The following is a 22,823-nucleotide window of genomic DNA, read 5'->3' on the forward strand; positions in this document are numbered from 1 at the left end:
CATCCCCTGCCGAACAGGGATGCGATACTTAAGAGCGACGCGGCGCGACAGGGCAGCGGGCAAGAGAACGCCCCGGTGATGGGCTTGGGCCGGCCCTTGCCGCGACCGGCGCGCTTGGGGCAGCCTTGCACGGCATGAGCGACCAAGATTTTATCGCCACTGTACCGCTGGACGCGGTGCCACCGGGCAAGACCAAGGCCGTGACCATCGCTGGTCGCGACCTGTTATTGTGCAACAGCGACGGGCAAATCCACGCCATTGCCGCGCTGTGCTCGCACGCCGACGAGCCGCTCGCCTGCGGCCGCATCCGCCTGGGCTGGATCGCCTGCCCGGCCCATGGCGCCCGTTTCGACCTGGAAACCGGCGAGCCGCTGACCGGTCCCGCAAGCGAACCGATCGCCACCTATCCCGTTCGCATCATTGACGGGATGATCGAGGTCGCCGCCTGATCCTCCATCGCCTTGGGGATATCGCCGCCCGCCATCTTGCGAGCAGCGGCGCAATTGGGCCTAGCGTCAGGCATGAGAGGAACCGGAATGGGATGGAGGCAGCAGGCTTGACCGACGCGCTCGACACGCTGCGCCTTGAGGTGCGCCAATGGCTGGCGGACAATGCCCCCCGGGGCTGGCGCGACCGCAGCAGCAGCGAGGCCGCCTTCCTGCAGATCCAGCGCGACTGGTTCGCGAAACTGGTCGAGGGCGGCTATGCCGTGCCGCACTGGCCGGCCCAATGGCCGGGCGGCGGCCGCAGCCTCGCCGAACAGAAGATCCTTTATGAGGAACTGGCGCGCGCCGACACGCCGCGCCTGCTGCTGTCCTTCATGTCGACCTATCATGCCGCCTGCACGCTGTTTGAATGGGCGAGCGCAGAACAGCAGGCATTGTATATCCCGCGCATCCTGGCCGGCGAAATCTGGTGCCAGGGCTTTTCCGAGCCCAATGCCGGGTCCGACCTCGCCAATGTCCGTACCCGCGCCGAGCGGATCGGCGACCATTATGTCGTGAACGGCCAGAAGCTCTGGTCGACCATGGGCCAATTCGCCGACAAATGCCTGTTGCTGGTGCGCACCGGCAATGACGGGCCGAAGCAGGCCGGCCTCACCTATCTGCTGCTCGACCTCAAGGCGCCGGGCGTCACCGCGCGGCCGATCCACCAGATTCATGGCGACGAGGAATTTGCCGAGCTGTTCCTCGACAATGTCGAGATTCCCGTCGCGGACCGGCTGGGCGAAGAGGGACAGGGCTGGGCCGTGGCCCAATCGACCCTGTCGTCCGAACGCGGCCTCACCCTGCTGGAACTGAGCGCCCGGCTGCGTGGTGCCTTGTGGCGGCTCGCCGACCTGATCCGCGCGCAAGGGCGGCAGGGCGATAGCGGCATCGTGCGCGACTTCGGCCGGCTGAGCGCCAAGGTCGACGCGACCTGCGCCGTCGCCGACCAGTTCCTTGCCAACCGCATCGCCGGGATCGAGCGGGTCGGTGACGCATCGATCGTCAAGCTGTCCTATTCGCGCACCCTGCGGGACTATACATCGCTTGGGCTGCGACTGGGCGGCATCGAGGCGCAATATCACAGCCCGATCACCTTTGGCGGCGGCATGGAGACCGGCAACTGGATGGCCGATTTCATGAACAGCTATGCCTGGACCATCGCCGGCGGCAGCGACGAGGTGCAACGCAACATCATCGCGGAACGGCTGGTGGGCATGCCGCGCGAACCGAAAAGCTGGACCTTGAAGGAGGGCGCGGCATGAACATGACCCGCGCGGAAGTGCAGGATGCGGCCGACAAGGCCTTCGGTCAGAGCGATCTGGCCCCGGACGCGGCGCAAAGCTGGGCGCTGATCGCCGAGATGGGCTGGCTGATGATGGGCGTGCCGGAGGAACTGGGCGGCCTTGGCCTTGGCCGCGAGGCGGCGGGCGTCATCCATCAGGGCATGGGCAAGGCGTTGGTGCCGGGTCCGGTGCTGGCGCAGATGCTGACGATCGAGGCGCTGGCGGCGGCCGATGACCTGCCCGGACGCGACGCGCTGATCGCCGACGCCATGGCGGGCGAGGTCATGACCGCATCGCTGGCGGGCGGGCTGGATGGCGCTGACGGCCTGACCTGCGTGCCGGATGCCGATACTGCCAGCCATATCCTGCATGTCACGGCGGATCGGGTGACGCTGGTGCCGACCGAGCAGGTCGCCGTCACCTATCGCACCGGATGGGACAAGAGCCGGCGCCTGTTCGACGTCGCGATCAAGGGGCCGGGCCTGACGCTGGCACAGGGCGACGCCGCCCGCGCGATGGCCGATCGGATCGAGGCGCTACGTCTCTATTGCCTGGCAGGCGACAGCCTTGGCGGGGCCGAGGCGGCACTGGCGATGACCGTCGCCTATCTCGAAACGCGGCAGCAGTTCGACCGGCCACTGGCGCTGTTCCAGGCGCTCAAGCATCGCGTCGCGGACATGCGAACGCAGCTCAGCGCCGCCGACGCGCTGTTCTGGAGCCGGGCGCAGCAGGCCGACGCCGATGTCATAGCGCTTGGCGCGCTCAAGGCGCTGGCCTGCGCCGTCTATCGGCTGGTCGCGGAAGAGGCGATCCAGCTCCATGGCGGCATCGGCCTCACCATGGAACATCCCTGTCATCTGTTCCTGAAGCGCGCGATGCTCAATTGCGTGCTCGGCGGCGACGCGGATCATTGGGACGAACAAGCGGGCAGGGCGGCGCTGACAGCGGCGGCCTGACACCATCACGGGAGAGAAGATGATGCGCCGATCGATTGCCCTCTGCATGACAGCCCTGTCACTGGCTCTGGTCGGGACGGCAGGGACCGGCGCCGACGCCCAGCCGGGCAGCGCCCCGGCCGCTGCAGCCGAAGACCCGCTCTTCACTCAGCCCTATATCGATATCGACGAATGGCGCGATGCGCCGGTTCGGCACCGCTATGTCCATGGCGGGTTCAAGGGGACGGAAACCCGCTTCTCCTTCTATTTTCCCGACAAGAAGCAATATCAGGGCCGCTTCTTCCAGCACATCACGCCTGTCCCCGATGACGAAAATCTGGCGCAGAAGCTGACCGACGGCGAGGAAAATTATATCGGCTTCTCGATCGCGTCGGGGGGCTATTATGTCGAGACCAATGGCGGCGGCCGCGACCAGGTGGGTATGCCGGGCAAGCCCAATGACTTCACCATCGCCGCCTATCGCGCCAATGCCGCTTCGGCCCGCTATTCGCGCGTCGTCGCGCAGCAGATGTACGGTGGCAAGCGCCCCTATGGCTATGCCTTTGGCGGCAGCGGCGGCGGTTTCCGCACCGTCGGGTCGATCGAGAATACGACGGGCGTGTGGGACGGCGTCGTCCCCTATGTGCTGGGATCGCCGATGGCGCCGCCCAACATGTTCTCGGTCCGGATGCGCGCAATGCGCGTGCTCAACGACACATTCCCGCAGATCCTCGATGCGGTCGAACCGGGTGGCAGCGGCGATCCCTATGCCGGGCTGACGCCGCAACAGGCGTCGGTGCTGCGCGAGGTGACGGCGATGGGTTTCCCGACGCCCAGCTGGTTCGGCTGGAAGACGATGGGCATCCATGGCTTTGCCGCCCTCTATGGCGGGATGGTGATGGCGGATGCCGGCTATTTCACCGATTTCTGGACCAAGCCGGGCTATCTTGGCCATGATGATCCCAAGAGTTTCGAGGGCTATCGGCTGCAGCATGACGCCACCGTCGCCGCGCCGATCAGCGCGGCACAGGCGGCGGAACTGAAGCTCGACACGCGCATCACCGATGGCGCGGCCAATGTCGACAATGCCTTTGCCGCGCTGCAGGGCCGGGCGGCGCAGCGCATCGTCGCCTTCCGCCTGTCCAGCCCGCCACCCGCCACCTATTTCGTTGGCGGCGACCTGATCGTCGGGTCGGGCGCGGCACAGGGCAAGCGGCTGACGATCAACCGCATCGTCGGCGATGTCGTGATCCTGGGCGTGGTGGATGACGCCATCGTCGACCTGCTGAAGGTCGGCGACAGGGTTCGGGTCGACAACAGCAATTTCCTGGCCGCCGAAACCTATCACTGGCATCAGGTGCCACCGGCCGATGCCGGCTATCCGGTCTGGGACCAGTTCCGTGGGGCCGACGGCAAGCCGCTTTATCCCCAGCGTCCCTTCCTGCTGGGGCCGCTCTTCACCGCCGCGACCACGGGCAAGCCGATGGGTCAGCCGCCGATGACCGGCCAGTTCCAGGGCAAGATGATCCTGGTCGAAAATCTCTGGGATCGCGAGGCCATGCCCTGGCAGGGCGACTGGTATCGCCAGCGGGTGATCGCCGCCCAGGGCGCGAACGCCGACCAGAATTTTCGCATCTGGTACACCGACCATGCGCTGCATGGCGACAGCAGCAAGCAGGAAGATCCGACCCGCACGATCAGCTATCTGGGCGTGCTGGAACAGGCGCTGCGCGACCTGTCCGCCTGGGTGGAAAAGGGCGTCGCCCCGCCTGCCAGCACCGCCTATCGCATCGACAATGGCCAGGTGATCGTGCCGGCCGATGCGGCAGCACGCGGCGGCATCCAGCCGGTCGTCAGCGTCACCGCCAATGGCGGCGCGAAAGCGGTGGTGAAGCCCGGCGCGGCCGTGACTTTCCGCGCAACCATCAGCGTGCCGCCGGGCACCGGCCAGATCGTGTCGGCGGAATGGGATTTCGACGGCAGCGGCGCCTTTGCCGAAAAGGCGAAGCTGCCTGGCGGTTCGGGTAGCAGCCTGACGCTGACGACCCGTCACAGCTTCGCCGCCCCTGGCACCTATTTCCCCGCGCTGCGCATCGCCTCCGAACGCAAGGGCGACGCCACCACCCCCTTTGCCCGCATCCAGAATCTTGGCCGGGTGCGTGTCGTGGTGGAGTAAGGCGGGACAAGGCAGGTCCGGGATGGTCGCGTCAGGGCGAAACGACGGCCGATGCGGTCATCCCAATGCAAAGACATGGCGAAGAGCCGCAAGGCGCATGGTCTGGAGCGCCTGCATCTGGGGCGTGTCGGGGCCGGCAAGGCCAAAGCCATGATAGGCACCGGGCGTGACATGCAGTTCCACCGCGATGCCCAGCGCCATCAGCCGGCGAGCGAAGTCGATATCCTCCTCCAGGAACAGGTCGAGTGCGCCGACGCTGATGAAGGCGGGCGGCAGGCCGGACAAGTCTGGGCAGCGAGCCGGGACGGCTTCGGCTGGAACCCGGTCGGTACCGGCCTCCTGCCCCAGCAATGCGCCCCAGCCATAGCGGTTCTGCGCCGGGGTCCAGACGAACCGGCCAGTGACGGGGTGGAGCGGTGCGCTGCTGCCGGTGCGATCGTCCAGCATCGGCGCGTCGAGCAGCATGAAACGGATCGGATAGTCGCCAAGGTCGCGGGCATGGATCGCCAGCGCCACGGCATGACCGCCGCCCGCGCTCTCGCCGCCGATCGCGATGCGGCTGCGGTCGATGCCCAGCGTTTCGGCTTGTGCGTGCAGCCAGGCGAGCGCTGCATGGCAATCGTCGCGCGCGCCGGGAAACGGGGTTTCGGGCGCAAGTCGATAATCGACCGACAGGACGACGCAATCCAGTTGGGCCACCCAGGCTCGGTTGGACAGGTCGCTCATGTCGGCCATGCCGAGCACGAAGCCGCCGCCATGGATATGGAGATAGGCCGGGCGCAGCAGGTTGCCCTTCCCCTCCGCCGGGCGATAGAGGAGCACGCGGACATCGGGCGATCCGGGTGCGCCGGGCAGGAACAGCTCTTCGCGCTGCACGGCGGCCAGCGCTTCGGGCAACGGTTCGGCCGGTCGCGTGGCAAAGGGCTGGCGGAAGGCGGCGATCGTCTGGTCGCTAAGGTCGAGTGGTGGAAAGAGGTCGAGCGCCGCGCGCAATTCCGGGGCTACCATCTGCCGCGCCTCGTCCATCGTCCCTTGTCCTTCTATTGTGGGTCGCGCGGCCGGTCATAGGCGGCGCCATCGAAATGGTCGAGCGGCACCAAGGGTTCGGCGGTGAAGTCGATCACCCGGCCGACACGCTGCGCCTTGACCGCATTTTCCGGCTGGAAGGTGAAGCAATTGGGTGGCACGCGGGTCGCGGTCGATTGTCGTTCCATCGGAATCAGCCGGCCATTGGCGAGGATCGTGCCCCATTGCAGCAGCCGGGCGGCCTCGCGTTGTGGCTCCGGCAGCGCATCGATCCACGGCCGCAGCTTCATCAGCGACTGGCCGGCAATCTCGGCCGGCGCGGTCATGACATGGCTGCGATGGGCCACCTGTATCAGCGGCATGCCATCGCGCCTGATTTCCGCAACCGCCTCACCCTCGATCGGGTCGCAGGCGAGAATCTCATAGCGGGTCGGCGCTGCGTCGCCAGCATGCGCCGCAGCCAGCACGGCGAGGTCGTGGAGATGGGTGCAGTTCGCCTTCTTCTCGCCGCGCGCCGCGACATCGGCCAGCGCGATGCCAGTGAAGGTCGCCTGCAGCACGGCCGGCGCGCCCGGACAGGTGGTCCAAGGCACCCGCTCCATGATCGCGTCGACGCCGCTGATGCGCGCGCTGTCATGATGCAGGATGACGGCCATGCTGTGATAATCATCCTCGACCGCGGCGGTCACCCGGCCCGGTAGCGGCGTCACCAGGAAACGACGGCGAAAGCCGGGCAGCAGGTCGAGCATGCCGCTGTCCAAGGCGCTCAGTCCTTTGTGAGCAGCAGCGCGGCCGCCATAGGGCCACCGCCCGAGGTGGCGACCGCGACACGCGGATCGCCGGCGACCTGCCGTTCACCGCCCTCACCGCGCAACTGCACCACCGATTCATAGGCAAAGCCAAAGCCGTGCAGCCGGCCCCAGCCGAGCTGGCCACCACCGGTATTCATCGGCAATTCGCCGTCGAGCGCGATGCGCTTGCCCCCTTCCAGGAACTGGCCACCCTCGCCCACATCGCAGAAGCCCAGTCCTTCGAGCCAGGTGATCGGCTGGAAGGCGAAACCGTCGTAGAATTGGACGGTATCGACATCCTTGGCGGTGTAATCCGTGTTCTTCCACAGGTCGCGCCCGGTCGGATAGGCGCTCGCCCATTCGGCCTGGTCCCAGCTGTAGCGCTCGACCGAACCGGCGCTGGCGGCGATGCGGATCGGCGTCGCCTTCACCTCGTCCAGCGCGTCGCCGGCCGACACGATCACCACCGTCGAGGCGTCGGTGAAGCGGTCGCAATCATAGAGGCAGAAGGGCGAGCTGATCATCCGCGCCGACATGTAGTCGTCCATGGTCAGCGGCTTCTTGACGATGGCGCGCGGGTTGCGCGCGGCATTGGCATGATCGTTCAGCGCCACCTGGGCGAGCTGTTCGCGGGTCAGGCCATAACGCTTCATATGACGCATCGCGAATTGCGCGGTCCAGTTGGCCGCCGAGAAGGCGCCGAAAGGCGAGACCCATTGGGAGTTGCCCGACACATCCTTGCGCCGTTCCATCGGCGGGAATTCGTCGGGACGGGCCAGCGCCGCCGCCTCATAGACGGTGCGGAAGCACAGGACATGGCGGGCAAGGCCGGCCTTGACCGCCATCGCCGCCTCGGCGATCGCGCCCAACTGCGCCGTCGCCTCCGCCGCGCCGATATGCCAGCGCGTGTTGAGGCCCAATATCTCGATCACATCGTCAGAACTGACCGGCGAAAAGCCGAGGAAGGTCGACATCTTGCCGGGATAGGTGGCGACCCCGTCAATCTGGTCAAGCGTCAGGCCGGCGTCGGCAATCGCCTCGCGCACGGCGTCCAGCGTCAGGCCCAGCGCCGACCGGGTCAGCCGCACGCCGACCTCCGACATGCCGATGCCGGTGATATAGGCTTCGCGCGCCATGCTCATGCGACCTTCTCGAACAAGGGGAACCAGATGCCGTCCTGTTCCTCGAAGACGACGCGGACGCGGTCATCCATGTCGACGGCATCGACCGGGCAATTGACGATATTGGTGGTCAGATAGACCCCCGGCACATCGTCCAGCCGGACGCGCGCGATGACGAAGGGCACCTCCATATCCTTGGCCCAGGCCTGATAGTTGATCGTGTAGGTGTCGACCGCGCCGGTGCCGGCGACCGCATGGGGGCCGACATTTTCCGACTGGCAATGGCGGCAGATCTCGCGCGGCGGATGGGTGAACTGGCCGCAGTCGTCGCAGCGGGTGATGTTGAGCTTCCCCTCCGCCCCGCCGGTCCAGAAGGCACGGTTTTCCCGGTCCAGCCGGGGACGCGAGCGTTGCCAGACCATCAGACGTCCCAGACCAGATTGAGCCTTTCGATGCCGATCACATGGCCGCCATGGAAGACGGTCGGCTTGTCGGGATCGAGCCGGAACTGCGGCATGCGCGCCAGCATCTCCTCATAGAGAACCTGCAACTCGATGCGGGCGAGGTGCGAGCCCAGGCAGCGATGCGGGCCAACGCCAAAGGCGATGTGAACATTGTTCTCACGGTCGAGATCATAGCTGTCGGGCTGCGGAAACTCCTTGGCGTCGAGATCGGCAGCGGGCAGGAACAACTTGAGCATGTCGCCCGGCAACAGCGTCGCGCCGGCCAGTTCGGCGGGCTTCTTGATGACGCGCATCGGCACGGTGAAGGTGAAGCGGCGCAGCATTTCCTCGGCCGCTTCCGCCACCAGCTTGGGTTCGGCGCGCAGCTTGTCCTGCAGCGGCAGGTCGAGCGCCAGACCGCGCATGGCCAGGCCCATGCCGTTCATCACCGTGTCGAGGCCGGCGATGAACAGCAGCACGCCGTAATTTTCCATGTCGGCCAGCGTGCTGGGCTGGCCATCGACTTCCAGCTTCCACAGCATCGAAATGATGTCGTCGCGCGGATTGTCCTTCCGGTCGAGCACGGTGTCGCGCATTGCCGCGGCAATGCGCTGGAGCCGGCGCATCGATCCTTCGCGATCGGTGTCGATCGCCTCCATATGCTCCTTCACGATCTGGCGATATTCGGGCAGGCGATCGAGCGGCAGACCCAGCATCTTGAGGAAGACCTGCACCGGCAGCGGTTCGGCCACCGTGCTCATGAACTCGCACTGGCCATCGGCCTTGATCGCGTCGATCAGCTCACCCGCCAACTCGCGGATGCTGTCCTTGAGCGCCGCGATCGTCTTGGGCGAGAAGACCTTCTGCAGCGGCTGGCGATATTTGGTATGTTCGGGCGGATCGAGCGTGATCGGGATCGGCTGCGGGATATGCGGTGCGCCCGGCGGCAGCGAGGCGAGCAGCGCCTTCATCTTGTCGGCCGGCACGAACTCGCTGGAATAGGTCTCCGTATCGCGCGACGCCTCATAATTGGCGGCATGGCTGAGCGCGACCCAGCCACCACCGTTGCGCGGCGTCCAGAACACCGGCGGCGCATTTTTCAGCATGTCGAGGATGCGTGCATGCGGATCGGCGAGCAGGCCGGGATCGGCATGGATGTCAAAATCGTAGACGAGCGCATCGGGCACATGGGCCGGCTGCGGCGCGGCGGGGCTCAAGGTGGCGTGGGCCATGATTCTCTCCGTCTGTCCCTGCTTGGGCGGGCGCACGCAAGGCGCGTCCCTTCTTGTCGGACCCGTTTTGCCCGGCGGCCCGGCAAAGGCAAAGGGTCAGGGCATGGCGGCGCCAGATAACGCACCGACGATCCACGCCAAAGACCCGCATCGCGATGGCGATTGTGGCGCAGGTCACGTTGATCGGTCGCGTAATCTCCTTTCTAAGGAAGGTCAGAATAGCCGGAGAGGGCCGATGAAGATCCGCATCGAAAAATCAGGTTGCGTGGGCAATGCCCGCTGCGCCGCCGTGTCCGAGGACATGTATCCGCTGGACGAGGACGGCTATATCGCGACCGAGGGTTTCGACGTGGCAGACGGCGAGCAGCAGACCGCCAAGCGCGGCGCGCGCGCCTGCCCCGAACGCATCATCTTCGTCGAGGAAGATGATGGCAGCATCAGCTGGCCGCCCAAGGCCAAGGCATAATCACAGAATTCCAGGAGAGCGAGATGAGCGACATTTTGGGCTATAAGGGCAAGCGCGTGATCGTGAGCGGCTGCTTCTCCGGCATGGGGGAGGCAACCGCCAAGCTGCTGCTGGAGCTGGGCGCCGAGGTTCATGGCCTGGACTTCAAGGACAGCAGCCTGCCGCTCGCCTCCTTCACCAATGTCGACCTGCGCGATCCCGCCTCGATCGAGGCGGCGGTGGCCGGTATCGGCGGCAAGGTCGATGCGCTGTTCAACTGCGCCGGCCTGCCCCAGTCCTTCCCGCCGCTCGACGTCATGAAGGTGAACTTCATCGGCCTGCGCCACCTGACCGAACAGGTATTGCCGCTGATGGGGCCGGGCGGCGCGATCGCCAGCATCGCCTCCACCGGCGGGCTGGGCTGGAGCCGCCGCATCCCGACCAACATGGAATTCGTCACCACCAAGGGCTATGACGCCGCCGTCGCCTGGTGCGAGGCGCATCTGGATGATGTGGTCAAGGAAGGCTACAGCTTCTCCAAGGAGAATGTGATCGTCTGGACCCAGTTCATGGGCGCGCATCTCATCAAGAAGGGCATTCGCATCAACTGCACCCTGCCCTCGCCCACCCAGACGCCGATGATGGCGACGTTCGAGGCCGCGTCGGGCAAGGATGTGGTCGCCGCCGCCGCCGAACCGATGGGCCGCTATTCCACCCCGGCCGAACAGGCGAGCGGCATCGTGCTGCTGAACAGCGACCTTGCCTCGATCGTCAATGGCGTGGTCTTCCCGGTCGATGGTGGCTTCATGGGCGGCGTCGCCACCGGCCAGGTGGACCTGAGCGTCATGATGCGGCGTTCGGCGCCCGCCGAGGCCTGACCCCGATGAATTTCGACCTGACCGACGATCAGGAGATGATGCGCGACATGTTCGCGCGCTTCCTGGACGAACATAGCAGCATGGCGCGGGTCCGCGCCGCCGGGCCGACCGGCTTCGACCCCGCCCTGTGGCAGGGGCTGGCGGAGCTGGGCGCGCTGTCGATCCGCGTACCCGAAGAGGCCGGCGGCCTTGGCCTTGGCCTGTTCGACGCGACCATCCTGATGGAGGAAGCGGGCCGGACGCTGGCATCGGGACCGCTGGCCGAGGCGCTGGTGACGGCGCGGCTGCTGGCACAGCTGGGTGGTGAGTCAACGGCTGACCTGCTCGGCCGGGTTTTGGTGGGCGATACGGTCGCCAGCTTCGCCTTCGAGGATGTGGCGGACACGCCCGTCCAGTGGATCGGCGGCGGTCTGGTCGCCGAAGCGGTGATCGCCCGGTCCGGTGACGACATCATCCTCGTCACCGTGCCGGCAGAGGCGCGCCAGGCGGAGGACAATCTGGCCTCCACCCCGATCGCCGAGATCAACCTGTCGGCGCATCAGCATATCATTTTGGCATCGGGTGCCGCGGCGCTGGCGACTTTCGCTGCCGGGATCGAGGAATGGAAGCTGCTGATCGCCGCCGGTCTGGCCGGCATCGGCCGCGAGGCGCTGAAGCTCGCCGCCGCCTATGCCTGCGAACGCAAGCAGTTCGACCAATATATCGGCCAGTTCCAGGCCATTTCCCATCCGCTGGCCGACATTCTCTGTGAGATCGACGGCGGCAAGTTCCTGGTGTGGAAGGCGATCCGCGATCTGGCCGATGGTGCGCCCGAAGCAGGCGGTGCAATCTCTATCGCCGCCTGGTGGAACGCGCAGAGCGCGGCCAAGGCGGTGGCGCAATCGCTCCACACCTTCGGCGGCTATGGCCTCACCACCGAATATGACATCTTCCTCTATAATCTGCGCGCCAAGGCCTGGCCGCTGGTCGGTGGCGATCCGCAGCGCTGGCTCGACGAGGCCGGGCGCCGGCTCTACGCCGATGAGGCCGCCGCCCTGCCCGATGCCGGGCCGATGCCGGTCGATTTCGACCTGGGCGAGGCGGCGCAGGCGATCAAGGACGAGATCAACGCCTTCTTCGCGGCCAATGTGACGCCGGAGATGCGGGCGACCTTCCACTATAGCTGGGAGGGCTATAACCCCGAACTCAACCGCAAGCTGGCGGCGCAGAATCTCCTTTATCTCGGCCTGCCCAAGGATGTCGGCGGCCGGGGCCTGTCCGCCTATGAGAAGACGGCGGCGATGGATGCGTTCGAGGAGCAGGGCTATAACAACCCCGCTGCCAATGTGACGCAGATGGTGTCGCTCATCATCCACCGCTTCGGCACGGACGAGCTGAAGCAGGCGGTGCTGCCGGAAATCATGCGCGGTGAGGTGATCTGCTCGCTCGGCTATTCCGAACCGGGCTCGGGCTCCGACGTGTTCGCCGCGCAATGCCGCGCGACGCAGGAAGCCGACGGCAGCTGGCGGATCGACGGCACCAAGATGTTCACGTCCGGTGCCAACCTGTCCACCTATGTGCTGATGCTCTGTCGCACCAACCCGGATGTGGCCAAGCACAAGGGGCTCACCATGTTCATCGTGCCGCTGAAGGCCGATGGCGTGACGGTGCAGCCGGTCCACACCTTCCAGGACGAGCGCACCAACATCACCTTCTATGATGGCGTGCGCATCCCCGACAGCTGGCGGCTGGGCGAGATTGACGGCGGCGTGCGCACCATGAGCGCCAGCCTGGAGCTGGAACATGGCGGCGGCTTCGCCAAATATCAGCGCAAGATGCTGCAGGCCGGCGAAGCGCTGTGCCGGGACGTTATCCACAGGGGCAAGCCGCTGATCGAGGATGGCGGCGCACAGGCGCGGCTGGCCCGTACCGCTGCCAATCTGTGGGCGTCGGAACTCATCGCGTTCCGCGCGCAGTGGGTGAGCATGGAGAACAAGCCAAACCTCGCTTATGGCCCGATGGCCAAGATGTTCAGTTCGGAGAAGTTCCTGACCGACGCGCGCGACCTGCTCGATCTTACCGCCCCGGCCTCGCTCTCCAAGCGCAAGGGGCCGGCGGAGGAGATCAACATGTTCTATCGCCACGCCCAGGGGGCAACCATCTATGGCGGCACCAGCGAAGTCCATCGCAGCATGATCGCGGAAAAGGGCCTGGGCCTGCCGCGTACCCGCGCCTGAGGAAGATCGCATGACGGACGACGCGCCCCATCTGCTGACCGACGTTCAGGATGGCATATTGATTGCCACGCTGAACCGGCCGGACAAGCTCAATGCCCTGTCGGCGGAGACGATGGCGCTGTTCGAGGCGGCGTTGATCCGCTTTCGCGACACGCCGGACCTGAAGGTAATGCTGATCCGCTCGACCGGCCGCTATTTCTGTTCCGGCGCGGACATGAAGAGCGGTGGGTCGCCCAGGGAATATCCCCGCACGCCCAGCGGTATCCGCGAAAATCACCGGCTCCAGCTCAACGGGATGCAGCGCATCTATGACGAGATGGAGCATGTGGAAAAGCCGATCGTCTGCGCCATCCACGCCACCTGCGTCGGCGGCGGGCTGGAAATGGCGCTGTCCTGCGATTTCCGCCTGGCGGCCAAGTCGGCGGCCTTCTCTTTCCCCGAAGGGCTGTTCGGCGTGCTGCCGGCGTCCAACGGGGTCAGCCGCCTGACCCGCATCTGCGGCCCCCACTGGGCGCGCTGGCTGATCATGGGCAACCAGAAGGCCGATGCCGACCGCGCGCTGATCATGGGGCTGGTCCATGACGTGATGCCCGACGAAGGGTTCGAGGATGCGGCGCTGGCCTTCTGCCGGCACCTCACCAAGCAGAATGGCGAGCAGATGGGCGCCGCCAAGATCGCGATCGAGCTGGCGGCCGAGGTCGGCCCGTCCATGGGCCGCCATGTCGAGCGCATGGCCAACAGCGCGCTGATGCTGAACCCCGCCTATCTGGAGGGGATGGAGCGCTATCTGAAGGGCATTGGCGGCAAGAAGGATTGATATCCTTCATCTGCCCACAGACTTATCCACAGCTTTTCCCACAGATGCCTGTTGGACTGGCTGTGGATAACTTGCGTTGATAAACCTGTGGATAAGGTTTCAGGCGCGCGCGTCGCGCAGCATCGCGCGATAATCGCGGATGCCCAATTCCATCAGCCGCGCCTCGGCCCGCAGCAAATGGGTGCGCGCCAGCGGATGGGGGGAATGGAGGATATTCTGCAGCGCCATGTCCGTCGTGACAGTGACAACACGCTCCAGCCCGGTCATCAGCGCAGTACCCATGCTGAACACCGGCGATCCGGCCGCCTCGGTGCCGCCATCCATCTGGTCGACCAGCAGCCGCATCACCGGCTGGGCGGCATGGACGCGATGCAGCATCATCCGCTCATTCTGGCGATCGGCCATATTGTTGCGCAGATGGAGCAGGCGCGAATGCTTGACCCAGAAGCCATGATAGGCGGTGACGAAGGCAAGCGCCTTCTCGCCCAGTTCCTCCTCGGTCCACCTGGTCCGCAGCAGGCCGACATATTCGGCCTCCGCCGTCGCCATCACCGGGTCCAGCACAGCAAGCAGCAATTCGGTGAGGTCGGAAAAATAATTATAGAGCGACGTCATGCCGAGCGAGGCCTGGCGCGCGACTGCGCTGAGCGACAGCTCGACATCGACCGGCCCGGCCAGCAATTCATTAGTCGCCGCCAGAATGCGTTCGCGCGTGTCGCGCCCCTTGCGACCCAGGCGCTGGCCATTGAGGTTATGGCTGAGCGTCTTGGGCGGCGTAGCCAGCTTGGCCTTTCCCCGCCCCTTGGGTTCCGACGGCCCTTCCGCCGCGATCGATGCCTTTGCCGTCAAAACCCGTCCTATCCATATCCTGTCGCGCGGCTCAGGCGGCGCGCCAGGCGATCAGCTTGGTCTCCAGGAACTCCTCGATCCCTTCGAGGCCCCATTCGCGGCCTACACCACTGGCCTTGTAACCACCGAAAGGCAAGTCGCCGGCGATGCACATGCCGCCATTGACGCTGATCGATCCGCTGCGGATCTGCTTGGCGACGTTGATCGCCCGGTCAAGATTGCCCGAGCTGACGCCGCCCGACAGGCCATAGCTGCTTTCATTGGCGATGCGCACGGCATCGGCGTCATCCTCAAACGGGATCACCACCAGCACCGGTCCGAAAATCTCTTCCTGCGCGATGCGCATGTCGTTGGTGACATCGGCGAAGCAGGTCGGCTCGACGAAATAGCCGCCGCCCTTGTCCGGCCGCGCCTTGCCGCCGGCTAGCAGGGTCGCGCCCTCGGCCTGGCCGATATCGACATAGGACAGCACCCGATCCATCTGCCGCTTCGAGATGACCGGCCCCATGATATGCTGGGGATTGTCGAAATCGCCCCAATTGTCGCCGAAGCTGGCATAGGCATGCTTGAGGATCGCCTTCGCTTCCTCATAGCGGCTGCGCGGCACCAGCAGACGGGAATGGACGGCGCAACCCTGGCCGGCATGGAAGACCAGCATGGTCTGGGCGACGTCCATCGCGAAATTGGCGGAATCGTCGAGCACGATCTTGGCCGACTTGCCGCCCAGTTCCAGGAAGACGCGCTTCAGCGTGGCGGCGCCCTGTTCCATGATGCGCTTGCCGACGCCGGTCGATCCGGTGAAGGAAATGAGGTCGACGCGCGGATCGGTGACCAGCATCTCGCCGGCCAGCGCCGGATCGCTGCCGAACACGACATTGATGACGCCGGCGGGGAAGCCCGCCTCCGCCGCCAATTCGCCGAAGATCGCGCCCATGCCCGGCGTGTTGGGCGCGGGCTTCAGAATGACGGTGCAGCCGGCCAGCAGCGCGGCCACGACCTTGCCGACATTCACATAGAGCGGGACGTTCCAGGGAGTGATCGCCGCGACCACGCCAATCGGTTCATAGACCGCCTTGCGCAGGCTTTCGAAGCCATAGCCGGTGCGGCCGCCATAATCCTTTTCCCATTTGAGCTGGGGGAAGACGGCCAGATAATCGTCCCAGCCGTCGAGCGCCATGTCGACATGGGCACGGCCGACTGCGCCCATCGCGGCACCGGCCTCATGACGGGCCAGATCCGACAGCCGTTCCTTGTTCGCCTGGAACAGGTCGCGCAGCTTCGTCACCAGCGCCACGCGCAGATCGACATTGGTCGACCAGTCGGTTTCATCGAAGGCGCGGCGGGCGGCGACGATCGCGGCCTCGACATCCGCGGGCGAGGCATCGGCGGCGATGCCGACCGGTTCGCCGGTCCAGGGGCCGATCACCTCAAAGGTCTTGCCGCCTTCGGCATCGCGCAATGCGCCGTCGATATAGAGCTTGGCTTCGGGAAGAGTGGCCATGATCGCCTTCCTGTGGATAACTTCTGTGGATAACTTTTGTCGACGTTGTGGATAAGTCGCCCGGTCAGCGCTTGCGCGCGCTCAAGGCAACCGATCCGATGTGCAAGTCCGCCGGCATGTCGAGCACGGCACGAAAGACGTCGGTGACCGAATTATAATGGCTGATGCCGCGCTCGCGCAGATTGAGGCCGACCTTGGCATTTTCCTGGGCGAAGCGGATCGACACATCCATCGGCCAGCTGCTACCGGTCTTGGTCTCGTCCATCATCATGCCCGCCTGCACCACGGTGACGCGCACGCCTTCGGGCTCCAGCTCGCGCGCCCACATGTCCGACATCAGTTCCAGCCCCGCCTTGCCGCCGGCATAGAGCCACAGCATCGGCATCTTGAGCGGCACGGATTCGCTGGTGACATTGATGATGTGCCCGCCGCCACGCAGCAGCGGCAGCGCCTCGCGCGCGCAATAGATTGGGCCGGCGACATTGGTGGCGAGCGAGGCCTGGATCTGCTCGTCGCGTACTTCGGCCAGGGTGAACGGCTCGTAGATCGCGGCATTGTTGATCAGCACGTCGATCCTGGGGTGACGCTGCGCAATCGCGGCAAAGGCCGCGCGGACGGAATCGGGATTGCCGACATCGCATTCGACCGCAAAATGGGGTTCGCCCAGTTCCTGCGCGACCGCCTCGACCTTCGACAGGGTGCGGCCCAGCAGGATGACGGTTTCACCGTCGCGCGCAAACCGCCGCGCCAAGGCGCGCCCCAGCCCGTCGCCCGCACCGGTAATGACGATGACCTTGCTCACCTCTCGCTCCACCTGTTCTTGTCCTGTTGGCGTTTACTTGCGCATGTCGTCTGCGGCGCGGCAAGATGGCGCCGCATCGCGCGCGCGATAGTTGGGAAATTCAGGCCGCCGGCCGGGCGAAATCAGCCGGATAGACGGACAGGTCGCCATCATAGGCAATGCCGCCGGGCCAGAAGCGGGTACCGCTGACCTTGGCGAAATAATGGACCGTGCGGGCAAAGGAGCCGGCCGAGGAGCGTGGCTGGAAGGCGACGCCGCTGGGGCTGACGCCCCGGGCGCGGGCGCTGAAATCCTTGACGGTGAAGAGCAGGTCGTCGGTCTGCTGGGCGCAGAAGACCAGGTCGCTGCCCGGGCAATAGCGCCGCGGCTCGACCTGGAGCGGCGACAGCCGGCCACGCTTCATCGCCACCTTGCCCGGCACGCGGGTCACTTCGGGGCCATGCACCGTGTCGTACCAGTGATGATATTCCGCCTCCCGCCCGGCGACAAAATTGGCGAGGATGATCGAGACCCCGGAAAAGGGCTGGTCGGCCTGGTGATTGGGGCTGGAAACCCAGTCGGAATACATCGCATAGCTGTGGATGCGTTCGCTCTCGTCGCTGTCGTCGATCAGGCCGGAGTCGCGCGCATCGGCCAGCAGCGGAGAGAGCGCGGGCAGGTCGATCTCCGGCGCCGCATAATCGAACTCATAGACCGACAGGAAACGCCAGGGCTGGGGAATGTCGGGCATGATCTGCTGCGGCGTCACCTCGTAGCGGTCCGCCGAGCGAAAACCGCGCAGCCGGGCCAGGTCCGCCTGATGCGTGCCGTCGAACCAGCGGGCATAGTCATCCTCGCGGCCGGCCGCGACATTGTGCAGATGGATGGTGGTATACAGGCTCATTCCTCGTCCCCGGCTGCCCGGCCGGCTGGTCCCGGCCCTGTGTGCGGGCGGCAATCCAGCATGGATGAGAGGGGGATGCCAGAGCCACCGTCCAATGATCGCCGGGGCATTGACGCGCCCGCGCGAATTGACCCTGTCGGCAGCGCTGCGCATCCTGCAACGGCAATCATGCCGGAGGGATGCGTGATGACCGAGCCTGCCGCCCCGCCCCGCTTCGCCCTGTTCCGCGCGAAGGACGCGACCGATTTCGAGGCCAGCGGCCTGATGGAAACGGTGCCACCGACGCCGATCGAGATGGCAGGATCGATCGCCGCGGTCGAGGCGGGCATGCTGGAAGGCACGCGGGTGAAGCTACTCTTCGCCATGCCGGGCCTCAGCCTCACCCATGCCTGGTTCCGCAGCGGCTTCCCGCTGCCGCGTCACAGCCATGATGTCGACTGCCTCTATTTCATCCTGGCGGGATCGCTGCGCATCGGCACGGAAGAGCTGGGCACGGGTGATGGCTTCTTCGTCGGCGCTGGTGTGCCCTATACCTATGTGCCTGGCAGACAGGGCGTCGAGGTGCTGGAATTTCGCGGATCGAACAGCTTCGACATCAGGATGCTCGCCAACAACCCCGCCTATTGGGATCGAGCGGTGGCGCAGGTCACGGCGCAGCGAGACCATTGGGCACAGGAGGCACCCCCATCCGGATTGATGTTCGGGAAGGATGGGCGATAGGCCAGCGTTATTTAGGCGACCCGAGCCTGATTAGAAAACGCGCTAGCCCGGCGCCTTCATGTCGATCGCCAGCCGGGTAAGGCGCGAGGCGGCAATGCGCCAGTTCCCGTCATCCCGGCGATAATCTTCATGATAATGGCCATGGCCCAGCAGCGTGCGACCATCGGGCCAGGCCAGATGATCCTGCATCGCCCAGATCGCCATCGCATCATCACCGGCGATGGATATTTCGGGCGAATGGACATGATGGACGGTGCGCGCCGCGTCGATCGAGGCACGGACGCTGGCGATCGCGATATCGCGCCCCTCCAGCAGCGGACCGCCCGATCCGGTCGCGTCGAGCCGGAAGTCGGGCGTGAACAGCGCCGCGAAGCCGTCCCAGTCCTTGGTATCGAGCAGGCGGCAATAGCGCGCCTTGACGTTGGCGACGGCCAGCCAGTCCGCGAAATCGGGCGCGGCCATCAGAAACGGAAGCCGCGCATCTGGTTGCCGCCATCGCACAATATCACCTGATTATTGACGAAGCTGCCTTCATCCGAGGCGAGGAACAGGCCAAGATTGGCGATGTCGGCGGCGGTACCCTGACGCTTGACCGACTGCATGGCTTTCAGCCGTTCCCAATTTTCGGGCGCAACGCCGTCCAGCGCCGCTTCGGTTTCCATCAGGCCGGGCGCTATGCCGACACAGCGTATCTCGTCCTGACCAAACTGCATCGCCATCGCATGGGTGAAGATGTTGAGCGACGCCTTGGTGATGCCATAGGCCGTGGCGGGATTGTAGCTGGCCATCGACGATTTGTTGATGATGACGCCCTTCGCCTTCGCCAGCGCCGGCCGCAGCGCTTCGGCCAACAGCAATGGACCGATGGTGTTGACTGCGAAATAATGCTGCCACTTGGCCTGGCCGAGGCCGAAGAAACCGCGCGCAATCTCACCCAGATGCAGGCCCGCATTGTTGATGAGCACGTCGAGCCGGTCGTGCGCGCTCAGCACATCGGCTGCAAAGGCATGGATATCGGCCTCGACGCTCATATCGACGCGGTGAACGGAGGCGGTGGCACCAATCTGCTCGACCAGCGCCTTGCTCTCGGCAAGGCCCGCTTCGTTGATGTCAGCCAGGATGAGATGCGCGCCTTCGCCGCCAAAGGCCAGCGCATAGGCCCGGCCCAGCCCCGCCGCACCGCCCGTCACCAGCACGGTCTTGCCCACGAAACGTTCCGCCATCCTCTGTCTCCTATTCTGATTGAAACCTTATTGCCCGCGCAGATAGGCCATGGCGCCCCGCGCAGCGGCCAACCCGTCCTCGGGATTATCGACCTCGACATAGCCGGTCGCGCGGGTGCGTTGGCCGATGCGCGGCATCAGCGCGGCATAGTCCATCTCGCCTCGGCCGGGCGCGACCGCATGATCGGTGATCGCCGTGCCTCGCGTCCGATCGATATCCTTGAGATGAATCGACACCACCCGTGGCCCCAGCGCCTTCAACAGGTCGAGCGGCGCCACCCCGGCATACCAGGCCCAGGCCAGATCGACCTCGAACGAGAGCAGGTCCGGCGCGATCCGGCTGGCCATCAGGTCGAGCGGGCGATCACCGTCAAGCGGCAACAGGTCATACCAATGATTATGATAGGCAAGCGTCAGGCCGGCCGCCTTCGCCTTTTCGCCCAGTGCCGCAAGTTGGGGGATATAGGTGTCGAGCGCGGCACGGGTCGTCTGCCCCAGGGTGCGGCTGGCGATGAAGATCGGCGCGGTGGTCAGCGCGACGATGCGGGCACCGATCGCCGCCGCTTGATCGAACTGTCGGTCATAGTCACCGCCGCGCACGCCGAGCCGGACCACCCCCACCGCCATGCCCGCGTCGCGCACCATCTGCGCCTTGTCCTGCGGCGTGGGTTCGGACGGATCATTGGCGACATAGGAGGCCAGGCGAAAGCCGAATAGGCCATAGCCCATGGCCGCCACGGCGCGCAGCGTGCCGGCATAATCGCGCGTCAGTTCCTTGCGCACCGTCGTATCCGCCAGCCCCAGCATCGGGGTGCGAGGTTTCGCCTGTGCATACCCGGCCAGCATCAGCGATGCACCACCGCCCAGCAGCAGCGCGCGGCGTTCGAGAGGATAGGCCTTCCCGGTCATTCCACCCGCGCAAAGGCGATGCGCGCGATGCGCCAGCCCGCCGGAGTCATGCGAAAGGCATCGGCATAACGGCCCATCACCGTATCAACCATGCCGCCATCGCGCCGCTTGAGCTTGACCAGCACGGTCCAGTCACCCGTCGCCCTATTCCCGTCGACCTCGATCCGGGGCGAATGGAGCATGTGCAGCAGCCAATGGCTGTTGCCGGCAATGGCCGTGCAGAGGAAATCGATGATCGCGTCGGCGCCATGCAGCGGGACGAGGCCATAGTCCCCGGCGAAATCGGCCGTGAAGATATCCGCAAACAGCAACCGTGCCCGGTCCGGGGCCTGCGCCGCCAGATCCGCCGCCGCGCAATAGCGCGCCTTGAGATTGGCGATCGCCAGGGCCTGCCCGGCCGGGTCGGTCACGCCGCCTCGACCTCCAGCCGCTTGACCACCAGCGCCTTCAAATCGGCGGTCTTGATCTTCGCGCTGCCGGTCAGGGCCAGATCATCCTCGGCAAAAAACAGGACTCGGCGGGGTACCTTGAAGCTCGCCAGCTGTTCCTTGGCGAAGCCGCGAATGCCGTCCTCGTCCAGTGCGGCATCGTCATGCGGGACGATGCAGGTCACGACCAGTTCGCCCAACGTCTCATGGGGCACGCCGACGGTCTGGGTGACCTTGACGCCCGGACAGGTCTTGATGACGCTGTCGATCTCGATCGGCGAAACATTGGCGCCACCGGTCTTGATGATGTCGTTGAGCCGGCCTTCCCAGTGCAGCCGACCTTCCGCGTCGAACCAGCCGCCGTCGCCGGTGCGGAAAAAGCCCTCGGCATCAAGCGATTCATCGAGCGGGATGCCGACATAGCCGAGCATCAGCGTCGGTCCCTTGACCGCGATCTCGCCCCGTTCGCCAAGCGGCACGACCGCGCCGGTCAGCGGATCGACGATCTTGAAGACATTGCCGGGCAACGGCGCCCCATGGCTGCCGGCGATCCGCGCCTCAGGCGTGCCCGAGGGGAAGATCGAGCTGATGGTGAAAGTCTCGGTATTGCCATAGGCGGCCATCGGCTCCTGCCAGTCGGTACTGACGCTGGGATGGCGGCCGAGCGGATTGGCCGGGTTCACATAATAGAGCGAGGAGAGATCGACATCAGCCCAGTTGGCCGCTGCCTCCAGCTGCGCCCATTGGTGCGGCCAGGCGAACGCCATGGTCGCCTTTTCCGTTTCCATCAGGCTCAATGCCTCGGCCGGCTGGAAGGTCTGCTGCAGAATCAGGCTGCCACCGCCGGTCAATGCGCCCCCGATCGCCATGCAGAAATTACCCGACCAGAAGAAACCGTTGGCCGACCAGGCGCGGGCATCGGGCTTGGCCTGAAGGAAGCGCTTCCAGCGCCAGAGCTGCAGGGTCGGACCACGATGGGCGCTGATGATGCCCTTGGGCTTGGCGGTAGAGCCGGAGGAAAAGAAGAGCACGCCCGGATCGGCCGGCATGACGGTGGCGGCAGTCGCATCGACCAGCGCCTGGTCGACCGCGTCACCGTGCGCGAGGAAAGCGTCCCAGCCCTCAATCCGGCCCATCGCCCCATCGACGGCGGCAAGATGGCGCAGGAAGGGGAAGCGGGTGGAAACCAGCCGCCCTTCGCCCGCGCCACCGATCGCCGGCTCCAGATCGGCCAGGATCGCGCCGAAATCCTTCTTGAGCACGCTGCGTTCGAGCAGCAGCACCGAACAGGCTGAGGACTGGACCAGATGGTCGAGTTCGGCCGGGGTCGAGAAGGTGCTGAGCGTGGCGGCAACGCCGCCCGCCAGCGCGACACCGAACACGGCAGACAGAAATTCCGGCCGGTTCGTCATCAGCACGCCAACGCGGGTACCCTTGCCGACGCCACAGGCGATCAGCGATCGGGCAACGGCATTGGCCTGCGCCCACAGATCGCCATGGGTCCAGCGGACCACGGCATCGGGTCCGTGAAAGACCAGCGCCTCCCGCTCGGCATGGGCCTGCGTGACCTCACGCAGCCAGCCGCCGAGCGTCAGCGTGCCGAGGCCTTCCTCTTCAGTCAGAGGCGGGCCGGCGACGATCGAGAGCGCAGTCATCG

At 65.7% G+C, this 22,823-nt stretch carries 23 protein-coding genes; 9 read left to right on the plus strand and 14 right to left on the minus strand.

Annotated features, from left to right (window positions below):
* Positions 1–134 precede the first annotated feature (134 nt).
* From PMI04_RS20805 to PMI04_RS20820, 4 genes are all read left to right on the plus strand, one after another.
* Positions 135–449: a non-heme iron oxygenase ferredoxin subunit gene (locus PMI04_RS20805; RefSeq protein WP_007712414.1), complete on the plus strand. Its 315-nt coding sequence runs from the start codon at positions 135–137 to the stop codon at positions 447–449.
* 107 nt (positions 450–556) lie between these two features.
* Complete coding sequence (locus PMI04_RS20810) at positions 557–1,750, plus strand: acyl-CoA dehydrogenase family protein (protein WP_238535959.1); 1,194 nt, start codon at positions 557–559, stop codon at positions 1,748–1,750.
* Positions 1,747–2,727, plus strand: a complete 981-nt coding sequence (locus PMI04_RS20815; protein WP_007712421.1) for an acyl-CoA dehydrogenase family protein — start codon at positions 1,747–1,749, stop codon at positions 2,725–2,727. Before PMI04_RS20810 ends, PMI04_RS20815 begins: the two co-directional genes overlap by 4 nt.
* 19 nt (positions 2,728–2,746) lie before the next feature.
* Entirely contained in the window at positions 2,747–4,882 is a 2,136-nt protein-coding gene (locus PMI04_RS20820; protein WP_007712423.1) for a PKD domain-containing protein, read from the plus strand.
* 57 nt (positions 4,883–4,939) lie between these two features.
* On the opposite strand, the gene PMI04_RS20825 is transcribed toward PMI04_RS20820, so the two are convergent.
* The 5 genes from PMI04_RS20825 to PMI04_RS20845 are packed head-to-tail and all read right to left on the minus strand — an operon-like array spanning position 4,940 to position 9,495.
* Positions 4,940–5,908, minus strand: a complete 969-nt coding sequence (locus tag PMI04_RS20825; protein ID WP_007712424.1) for an alpha/beta hydrolase — start codon at positions 5,906–5,908, stop codon at positions 4,940–4,942.
* 14 nt (positions 5,909–5,922) lie between these two features.
* Positions 5,923–6,669, minus strand: a complete 747-nt coding sequence (locus PMI04_RS20830; protein WP_037486865.1) for a DUF2889 domain-containing protein — start codon at positions 6,667–6,669, stop codon at positions 5,923–5,925.
* A 5-nt stretch (positions 6,670–6,674) separates the two neighbouring features.
* On the minus strand, positions 6,675–7,841 hold the full coding sequence (locus PMI04_RS20835) for a thiolase family protein (RefSeq protein WP_007712429.1): 1,167 nt from the start codon (positions 7,839–7,841) through the stop codon (positions 6,675–6,677).
* The gene (locus PMI04_RS20840; protein WP_007712431.1) at positions 7,838–8,242 is read right to left on the minus strand and encodes an OB-fold domain-containing protein; all 405 of its coding nucleotides are present in this window, start codon (positions 8,240–8,242) and stop codon (positions 7,838–7,840) included. Before PMI04_RS20840 ends, PMI04_RS20835 begins: the two co-directional genes overlap by 4 nt.
* Positions 8,242–9,495 (minus strand): cytochrome P450, encoded by a 1,254-nt coding sequence (locus PMI04_RS20845; RefSeq protein WP_007712433.1) that lies wholly within the window; start codon positions 9,493–9,495, stop codon positions 8,242–8,244. The genes PMI04_RS20840 and PMI04_RS20845 overlap by 1 nt, the downstream gene beginning before the upstream one ends.
* 235 nt (positions 9,496–9,730) lie before the next feature.
* Here PMI04_RS20845 and PMI04_RS20850 point away from each other — a divergent pair, with 235 nt between their 5' ends.
* Genes PMI04_RS20850 through PMI04_RS20865 form a run of 4 tightly spaced genes read left to right on the plus strand, consistent with a single transcriptional unit; the run spans position 9,731 to position 13,851 of the window.
* Positions 9,731–9,961, plus strand: a complete 231-nt coding sequence (locus PMI04_RS20850) for a ferredoxin (protein WP_007712435.1) — start codon at positions 9,731–9,733, stop codon at positions 9,959–9,961.
* Positions 9,962–9,984: 23 nt separating this feature from the next.
* Complete coding sequence (locus PMI04_RS20855; RefSeq protein WP_007712437.1) at positions 9,985–10,818, plus strand: coniferyl-alcohol dehydrogenase; 834 nt, start codon at positions 9,985–9,987, stop codon at positions 10,816–10,818.
* Positions 10,819–10,823: 5 nt separating this feature from the next.
* On the plus strand, positions 10,824–13,034 hold the full coding sequence (locus tag PMI04_RS20860; RefSeq protein WP_007712439.1) for an acyl-CoA dehydrogenase: 2,211 nt from the start codon (positions 10,824–10,826) through the stop codon (positions 13,032–13,034).
* A gap of 10 nt (positions 13,035–13,044) precedes the next feature.
* Entirely contained in the window at positions 13,045–13,851 is an 807-nt protein-coding gene (locus PMI04_RS20865) for an enoyl-CoA hydratase/isomerase family protein (RefSeq protein WP_007712440.1), read from the plus strand.
* 99 nt (positions 13,852–13,950) lie between these two features.
* Here PMI04_RS20865 and PMI04_RS20870 read toward each other — a convergent pair whose 3' ends face one another.
* The 4 genes from PMI04_RS20870 to PMI04_RS20885 all read right to left on the minus strand — a co-directional run bounded on the left by PMI04_RS20870 (position 13,951) and on the right by PMI04_RS20885 (position 17,886).
* Positions 13,951–14,700 carry a hypothetical protein gene (locus tag PMI04_RS20870; protein WP_007712442.1) on the minus strand — a complete coding sequence of 250 codons (750 nt, stop codon included), beginning with the start codon at positions 14,698–14,700 and terminating at the stop codon, positions 13,951–13,953.
* A 31-nt stretch (positions 14,701–14,731) separates the two neighbouring features.
* Positions 14,732–16,201, minus strand: a complete 1,470-nt coding sequence (locus tag PMI04_RS20875) for an aldehyde dehydrogenase family protein (RefSeq protein WP_007712444.1) — start codon at positions 16,199–16,201, stop codon at positions 14,732–14,734.
* A gap of 64 nt (positions 16,202–16,265) precedes the next feature.
* Positions 16,266–17,003, minus strand: coding sequence for an SDR family oxidoreductase (locus PMI04_RS20880; RefSeq protein WP_007712446.1), 738 nt, complete (start codon positions 17,001–17,003; stop codon positions 16,266–16,268).
* A 100-nt stretch (positions 17,004–17,103) separates the two neighbouring features.
* The gene (locus PMI04_RS20885; RefSeq protein WP_007712449.1) at positions 17,104–17,886 is read right to left on the minus strand and encodes a hypothetical protein; all 783 of its coding nucleotides are present in this window, start codon (positions 17,884–17,886) and stop codon (positions 17,104–17,106) included.
* A gap of 186 nt (positions 17,887–18,072) precedes the next feature.
* Between PMI04_RS20885 and PMI04_RS20890 the strand changes: the two genes are divergently transcribed.
* Positions 18,073–18,606 (plus strand): hypothetical protein, encoded by a 534-nt coding sequence (locus PMI04_RS20890; RefSeq protein WP_007712450.1) that lies wholly within the window; start codon positions 18,073–18,075, stop codon positions 18,604–18,606.
* Between the two features lie 42 nt (positions 18,607–18,648).
* On the opposite strand, the gene PMI04_RS20895 is transcribed toward PMI04_RS20890, so the two are convergent.
* From PMI04_RS20895 to PMI04_RS20915, 5 genes are read right to left on the minus strand one after another with little or no spacing between them, the layout of a single operon-like run.
* On the minus strand, positions 18,649–19,068 hold the full coding sequence (locus tag PMI04_RS20895; RefSeq protein ID WP_007712452.1) for a nuclear transport factor 2 family protein: 420 nt from the start codon (positions 19,066–19,068) through the stop codon (positions 18,649–18,651).
* Positions 19,068–19,829, minus strand: coding sequence for an SDR family oxidoreductase (locus PMI04_RS20900; protein WP_007712455.1), 762 nt, complete (start codon positions 19,827–19,829; stop codon positions 19,068–19,070). The genes PMI04_RS20895 and PMI04_RS20900 overlap by 1 nt, the downstream gene beginning before the upstream one ends.
* A 27-nt stretch (positions 19,830–19,856) precedes the next feature.
* A complete protein-coding gene (locus tag PMI04_RS20905; RefSeq protein ID WP_007712457.1) occupies positions 19,857–20,738 on the minus strand; it encodes a sugar phosphate isomerase/epimerase in 882 nt (293 codons plus the stop codon).
* Positions 20,735–21,148 (minus strand): nuclear transport factor 2 family protein, encoded by a 414-nt coding sequence (locus tag PMI04_RS20910; protein ID WP_007712459.1) that lies wholly within the window; start codon positions 21,146–21,148, stop codon positions 20,735–20,737. Before PMI04_RS20910 ends, PMI04_RS20905 begins: the two co-directional genes overlap by 4 nt.
* Complete coding sequence (locus PMI04_RS20915; protein ID WP_007712461.1) at positions 21,145–22,821, minus strand: class I adenylate-forming enzyme family protein; 1,677 nt, start codon at positions 22,819–22,821, stop codon at positions 21,145–21,147. The genes PMI04_RS20910 and PMI04_RS20915 overlap by 4 nt, the downstream gene beginning before the upstream one ends.
* Positions 22,822–22,823 lie beyond the last annotated feature (2 nt).

Source organism: Sphingobium sp. AP49, assembly GCF_000281715.2.
Classification (GTDB): domain Bacteria; phylum Pseudomonadota; class Alphaproteobacteria; order Sphingomonadales; family Sphingomonadaceae; genus Sphingobium.

What these genes read in the sequence shown, in the direction of transcription:
- PMI04_RS20850 (WP_007712435.1), top strand. Translation starts at nt 9,731, where the DNA reads ATGAAGATCCGCATCGAAAAATCAGGTTGCGTGGGCAATGCCCGCTGC.
- PMI04_RS20855 (WP_007712437.1), top strand. Translation starts at nt 9,985, where the DNA reads ATGAGCGACATTTTGGGCTATAAGGGCAAGCGCGTGATCGTGAGCGGC.
- PMI04_RS20845 (WP_007712433.1), bottom strand. Translation starts at nt 9,495, where the DNA reads ATGGCCCACGCCACCTTGAGCCCCGCCGCGCCGCAGCCGGCCCATGTG.
- PMI04_RS20890 (WP_007712450.1), top strand. Translation starts at nt 18,073, where the DNA reads ATGACCGAGCCTGCCGCCCCGCCCCGCTTCGCCCTGTTCCGCGCGAAG.
- PMI04_RS20815 (WP_007712421.1), top strand. Translation starts at nt 1,747, where the DNA reads ATGAACATGACCCGCGCGGAAGTGCAGGATGCGGCCGACAAGGCCTTC.
- PMI04_RS20875 (WP_007712444.1), bottom strand. Translation starts at nt 16,201, where the DNA reads ATGGCCACTCTTCCCGAAGCCAAGCTCTATATCGACGGCGCATTGCGC.
- PMI04_RS20835 (WP_007712429.1), bottom strand. Translation starts at nt 7,841, where the DNA reads ATGAGCATGGCGCGCGAAGCCTATATCACCGGCATCGGCATGTCGGAG.
- PMI04_RS20805 (WP_007712414.1), top strand. Translation starts at nt 135, where the DNA reads ATGAGCGACCAAGATTTTATCGCCACTGTACCGCTGGACGCGGTGCCA.
- PMI04_RS20900 (WP_007712455.1), bottom strand. Translation starts at nt 19,829, where the DNA reads ATGGCGGAACGTTTCGTGGGCAAGACCGTGCTGGTGACGGGCGGTGCG.
- PMI04_RS20865 (WP_007712440.1), top strand. Translation starts at nt 13,045, where the DNA reads ATGACGGACGACGCGCCCCATCTGCTGACCGACGTTCAGGATGGCATA.
- PMI04_RS20820 (WP_007712423.1), top strand. Translation starts at nt 2,747, where the DNA reads ATGATGCGCCGATCGATTGCCCTCTGCATGACAGCCCTGTCACTGGCT.
- PMI04_RS20885 (WP_007712449.1), bottom strand. Translation starts at nt 17,886, where the DNA reads ATGAGCCTGTATACCACCATCCATCTGCACAATGTCGCGGCCGGCCGC.
- PMI04_RS20825 (WP_007712424.1), bottom strand. Translation starts at nt 5,908, where the DNA reads ATGGACGAGGCGCGGCAGATGGTAGCCCCGGAATTGCGCGCGGCGCTC.
- PMI04_RS20915 (WP_007712461.1), bottom strand. Translation starts at nt 22,821, where the DNA reads ATGACTGCGCTCTCGATCGTCGCCGGCCCGCCTCTGACTGAAGAGGAA.
- PMI04_RS20860 (WP_007712439.1), top strand. Translation starts at nt 10,824, where the DNA reads ATGAATTTCGACCTGACCGACGATCAGGAGATGATGCGCGACATGTTC.
- PMI04_RS20895 (WP_007712452.1), bottom strand. Translation starts at nt 19,068, where the DNA reads ATGGCCGCGCCCGATTTCGCGGACTGGCTGGCCGTCGCCAACGTCAAG.
- PMI04_RS20905 (WP_007712457.1), bottom strand. Translation starts at nt 20,738, where the DNA reads ATGACCGGGAAGGCCTATCCTCTCGAACGCCGCGCGCTGCTGCTGGGC.
- PMI04_RS20840 (WP_007712431.1), bottom strand. Translation starts at nt 8,242, where the DNA reads ATGGTCTGGCAACGCTCGCGTCCCCGGCTGGACCGGGAAAACCGTGCC.